The 4656-nt window shown below is 73.3% G+C and carries 5 protein-coding genes; 2 read left to right on the top strand and 3 right to left on the bottom strand.

What is annotated here, in order from left to right; all coding sequences use genetic code 11:
• Positions 1-50: 50 nt before the first annotated feature.
• Complete coding sequence (locus tag E2C05_RS28870) at positions 51-479, bottom strand: hypothetical protein (protein WP_133223080.1); 429 nt, start codon at positions 477-479, stop codon at positions 51-53.
• 283 nt (positions 480-762) lie between these two features.
• Here E2C05_RS28870 and E2C05_RS28865 point away from each other — a divergent pair, with 283 nt between their 5' ends.
• Positions 763-2376 (top strand): peptide chain release factor 3, encoded by a 1614-nt coding sequence (locus E2C05_RS28865; protein WP_240046937.1) that lies wholly within the window; start codon positions 763-765, stop codon positions 2374-2376.
• 199 nt (positions 2377-2575) lie between these two features.
• Here the strand turns inward: E2C05_RS28865 and E2C05_RS28860 are convergent, their stop codons facing one another.
• The gene (locus E2C05_RS28860) at positions 2576-2998 is read right to left on the bottom strand and encodes a cupin domain-containing protein (protein ID WP_240046936.1); all 423 of its coding nucleotides are present in this window, start codon (positions 2996-2998) and stop codon (positions 2576-2578) included.
• A 38-nt stretch (positions 2999-3036) separates the two neighbouring features.
• Positions 3037-3765 (bottom strand): hydroxyacylglutathione hydrolase, encoded by a 729-nt coding sequence (gloB, locus tag E2C05_RS28855; protein ID WP_133223077.1) that lies wholly within the window; start codon positions 3763-3765, stop codon positions 3037-3039.
• Positions 3766-3824: 59 nt separating this feature from the next.
• Here gloB and E2C05_RS28850 point away from each other — a divergent pair, with 59 nt between their 5' ends.
• A complete protein-coding gene (locus E2C05_RS28850) occupies positions 3825-4586 on the top strand; it encodes a class I SAM-dependent methyltransferase (protein WP_133223076.1) in 762 nt (253 codons plus the stop codon).
• The last annotated feature ends 70 nt before the right edge of the window (positions 4587-4656 follow it).

The following is a 4656-nucleotide window of genomic DNA, read 5'->3' as shown; positions in this document are numbered from 1 at the left end:
GCGATCCCCGCGCCGCCCGGCCGGGTCGCGTGCCGCCGCGCCACGCCGGCTCAGGGCAACGGCACGGCCTGCGGGATGCTGGCGACCAGCGCCACCAGATGCGCCGCGTTGTAGAGGATGCCGCCGACATGCAGGCGGCGCAGGCGGCCGATCGCGGCGGCGTCGCCGGCGTCGCGGGCCAGGACCTGCAGGTCCAGCCGCCGCAGGAACCAGCGCCGGGCCAGGGTGGCGCCGGTGCCGATCGAGCCGATGACGAGCGCGGCCGGCAGCCGCCCGGCGAGGCCGAAGGCCAGGACGCCGGCCGCGCTGCCGCCGATCAGCCCGAGGAAGTAGCTGTCGAACAGCCCCCGCAGCACGCGGGTGACGACCGGGTCCCGCAGCCTGGCGATGAAGAAGGTGAGCGAGGCGATGGCGAAATAGACCATCGGCAGCAGCAGCAGGATGGTGGCCAGCAGCGGCAGTTGCGCGAGGGTCAGCATGGCGTGCCAGTCCGGGTCGCCCGGGATGGCCCCGGCGGCGCCGAGCCTATCCGGCGGATCGATGCGGCGCCATGCCGGACCCTTGCCGTGCCGGCATGACGCCGGGGCGGATCGCGTTGCGATGGGCCCGTCCGGACAGGGCAGGATGCGCCGCACCCCCTCGCCAGGGCCCGCCGGGCCGGCGGATGCGCGCCCCCCGCCCCCCGCCCCGCCGCCGCGCTGGCTTTCCCGCCCCCCAGCGCCTACATCCCGGGGGACAATCCCAGATCCAGAGACATCGCCCGTGGACGCCCTCGTCGCCCCGACGCCGGTCGCCGCCGAAGCGGCCCGGCGGCGCACCTTCGCCATCATCGCCCATCCGGATGCCGGCAAGACCACCCTGACGGAGAAGCTGCTGCTGAAAGGCGGCGCCATCCAGCTGGCCGGCGCCGTGCGCGCGAAAGGCAACGCAAGGCGCACCCGGTCCGACTGGATGAAGATCGAGCAGGACCGCGGCATCTCGGTCGCGACCTCGGTGATGACCTTCGAGCGCGGCGGCCTGGTCTTCAACCTGCTGGACACGCCGGGCCACGAGGATTTCTCCGAGGACACCTACCGCACGCTGACCGCGGTGGACGCGGCGGTCATGGTGCTGGACGCCGCCAAGGGCATCGAGAGCCAGACCCGCAAGCTGTTCGAGGTCTGCCGGCTCCGCGACATCCCGATCATCACCTTCGTCAACAAGATGGACCGGGAGGCGCGCGACCCCTTCGAGCTGATCGACGAGATCGAGAAGACGCTCGCGCTGGACGCCGCGCCGGTCGCCTGGCCGGTCGGCCGCGCCAGCGAATTCGCCGGCACCTACGACCTGCTGCACCGCCACTTCCTGCCGGTGGATGCCGATGACGCCGCCGCCGTGCCGCTCTCCGGCCTCGACGACCCGAAGCTGGCGGAACTGGTGGGGCCGGAGCGCGCGGCCGCGCTGCGGGAGGAGGCGGAGCTGGCCGAGGCCGGGCTGAACGCCTTCGACCTGGAGTCCTTCCGCGAAGGCCATCTGACGCCGGTCTTCTTCGGCTCGGCGCTGCGCGATTTCGGCGTCGGCCACCTGCTGGACGGCCTCGCCCGCTATGCCCCGCCACCCGGCCGCCGCGCCGGCGACCCGCGGGAGGTGGAGCCGGGCGAGGACAAGCTGACCGGCTTCGTCTTCAAGGTGCAGGCGAACATGGACCCGAACCACCGGGACCGAGTCGCCTTCGTCCGGCTCTGCTCCGGCAAGCTGACCAAGGGCATGCGCCTGAAGCAGGTGCGGACCGGCAAGCAGGTGCCGGTGAACGCGCCGCTCTTCTTCTTCGCCAAGGACCGCCAGGTGGCCGAGGAGGCCTGGCCGGGCGACGTGGTGGGCGTGGCCAACCACGGCACGCTCCGCATCGGCGACACGCTGACCGAGGGCGAGGAGCTGAATTTCCGCGGCGTCCCCAGCTTCGCGCCGGAGATCCTGCGCCACGTCCAGCTGGAAGACCCGATGCTGGCGAAGAAGCTGAAGACCGCGCTGGACCAGCTGGCCGAGGAAGGCGTGGTGCAGCTGTTCCGTCCGCTGGATGGCTCGCTGCCCGTGGTCGGCGTGGTCGGGCAGCTGCAGCTCGATGTGCTGCAGTCGCGCCTGAAGGTGGAATACGGCGTCCCCGCGCGCTTCCAGGACACCATGTGGTCCATGATGCGCTGGGTCACCGGGGAGGACAGGACCGCGCTGGAGCGCTTCGCCGCCACCAACCGCCGCGACGCGGGTGAGGACCATGACGGCGCGCTGGTCGCCTTCTTCGGGTCCGACTGGCGGCGCAAGCGGGCGGAGGAGGAATGGCCCGCGCTGCGCTTCCACGCGGTGCGCGAGCAGCACGGGCTGGTGCAGGCGACGCGGTAGCGGCCGCTGGAGCGGATCGCGGAGGGCCGTGAACGGCCCGGAGCGTGAATCTGCTCTGAAAACAACACGCTACAGCGGCGCGGCGTTCAATCTTGAACGCAAGCCGCTGTAGAGCATGCTGCGGTCGCGTTCGCTCACGCCGCATGCTCCGGCCGATGGTTTTCAGCGCATCGTCACGCGTTCAGGTGATTCCATCCGATCACGATCTGCTCTCGGCGCCGCCCGGCGCCCAGCCGGGCGGCGCCATCTCGAAGCCGGCGAATTCGAAGGCCGGGCTGACGGTGCAGCTCACCAGCACCCAGGCCCCCAGCGGCTCCGCCGCCTGCCAGCAGCCCGCCGGCACCAGGGCGAAGGGCCTCTCCCCGGCCCCGAGATCCGGCCCCAGCCGCCGCGCCTCCACCGCCCGTCCATCGGCCGAGAGGGAAAGGCGCAGCGGCGCCCCGGCATGCCAGTGCCAGCCCTCCGCGGCGTCCACCCGGTGCCAGTGGCTGCGCTCACCCGTCGCCAGCAGGTAGTGGATCGCCGTGCCGGCGCCGCGGCCGCCGCCCGCCGGCGCATCCCGCCAGACCTCCCGGTAATGCCCGCCCTCCGGATGCGGGGCGAGGCGGAGCGCGGCGATCACCGCCGCCGCGGGCAGGCCGGCATCGCGCAGGTCGAGGCTCAGCGGAAGCTGTCCTTGGCGCTGCGGATGGCGGCCAGCCGCGCCGCGTCCCCGGCGCGGAGGAAGGGATTGGCCGCCCGTTCCTGCCCGATGGTGGTCGGCACGGTGGGCTTGCCGGCGGCGCGCTGGGCCCTCGCCTCCTCGGCGCGGGCGCGCAGCGCCATGTTCGCCGGCTCCGCCGTCAGGGCGAAGCGGGCATTGCTCTCGGTGTATTCATGGCCGCAGCAGACCAGCGTCGCCTCCGGCAGGGCGGCGAGCTTGCCGAGGCTCTGGAACATCATCGCCGCATCGCCCTCGATCAGCCGGCCGCAGCCCAGCGAGAACAGGGTGTCGCCGCAGAGCAGCACATCGCCCTCGGCGAAGTGGAAGGCGATGTGGCCGACCGTGTGGCCCGGCGTGTCGATCACCCGCGCCCGGCTCTCGCCCAGCGCGACCCCGTCGCCTTCCCGCACCGCCTGGTCCAGCGCCGGCAGCCGGTGGGCATCGGCGGCGGCGCCGATGATCCTGCCGCCGAAGCGGGCATGCAGTTCGGCGACGCCGGCGATGTGGTCGCCATGGTGGTGCGTCAGCAGGATCTGGTCGAGCCGTCCGCCGAGCCGTTCCACCGCCGCGATGGCCGGCCCGGCCTCCCCCGGGTCGCAGACCGCGACCGCGCCGGTCGCCGCGTCCCGCAGGATCCACACGTAGTTGTCGGAAAGACACGGCACGGCCGTGACCGAGAGCGGCATGGCGGGCTCCTCCTCCGGCCCCGCTGCAACGGGGCCCCCGGGCGCCCTATATCCCTTGCATGAGCCATGAGGTCCACGGGCTGGGGAATTTCTACGCCACCCCGGCGGGGATGGTCACCGCGCGCCTGTTGCGCGACCGTCTCCGGCAGCTCTGGCCCACCCTGCCGGGGCAGGCGGTGCTGGGCCTCGGCTATGCCAGCCCCTTCCTCCGGCTCTGGCGGACGGAGGCGGCGCGCTGCGTCGCCGCCGTGCCGACGCAACTGCCGCGCTGGCGCTGGCCGCGCAGCGCCGCATCCTGCACCACGATGGCGGAGGAGGATGCGCTGCCCTTCCCCGACCTGATGTTCGACCGCATCCTGCTGGTGCACGGGCTGGAGACGGCGGAGAATGGCCGCCGCATGCTGCGGGAGGCCTGGCGGGTCCTGAAGGATGATGGCCGGCTGATCGTGGTGGTGCCGAACCGGCTGGGGTTGTGGGCCCACCTGGAACGCAATCCCTTCGGCCATGGCCAGCCCTATTCCGCCGGCCAGCTGGAACGCCTGCTGCGGCGGCAGATGTTCGCGGTGGAACGGCGCGACGCCGCGCTCTTCGTCCCGCCCTTCCAGACCCGCCTGCTGCTGCGCGGCGCCGGCGCCTGGGAAAGGATCGGCCGCGGCGCCTTCCCGCGCCTCGCCGGCGTCATGCTGATGGAAGCGCGCAAGGATTTCTGCGAGGTGATCCCGGTCGCCCCGGCCCTGTCGGCACAACGCCGCCGCATGGTGGTGCCCGAGGGCGCCTATGGCCAGGCGGCCATCGCCGCCCACCGGCCGCCGCAGGACTGACCGGCGGCGCGGGCCGCCGCGCCCTGCCCCGCCAGCCGGGGCGGTCGCCGCCGCCCAGGCCCGGCCGCCG

This window comes from Paracraurococcus ruber, assembly GCF_004353985.1.
Classification (GTDB): Bacteria; Pseudomonadota; Alphaproteobacteria; order Acetobacterales; family Acetobacteraceae; genus Paracraurococcus; species Paracraurococcus ruber.
Note: the sequence above shows the minus strand (reverse complement) of the source record. Positions and strands in the feature narration are given on the sequence as shown.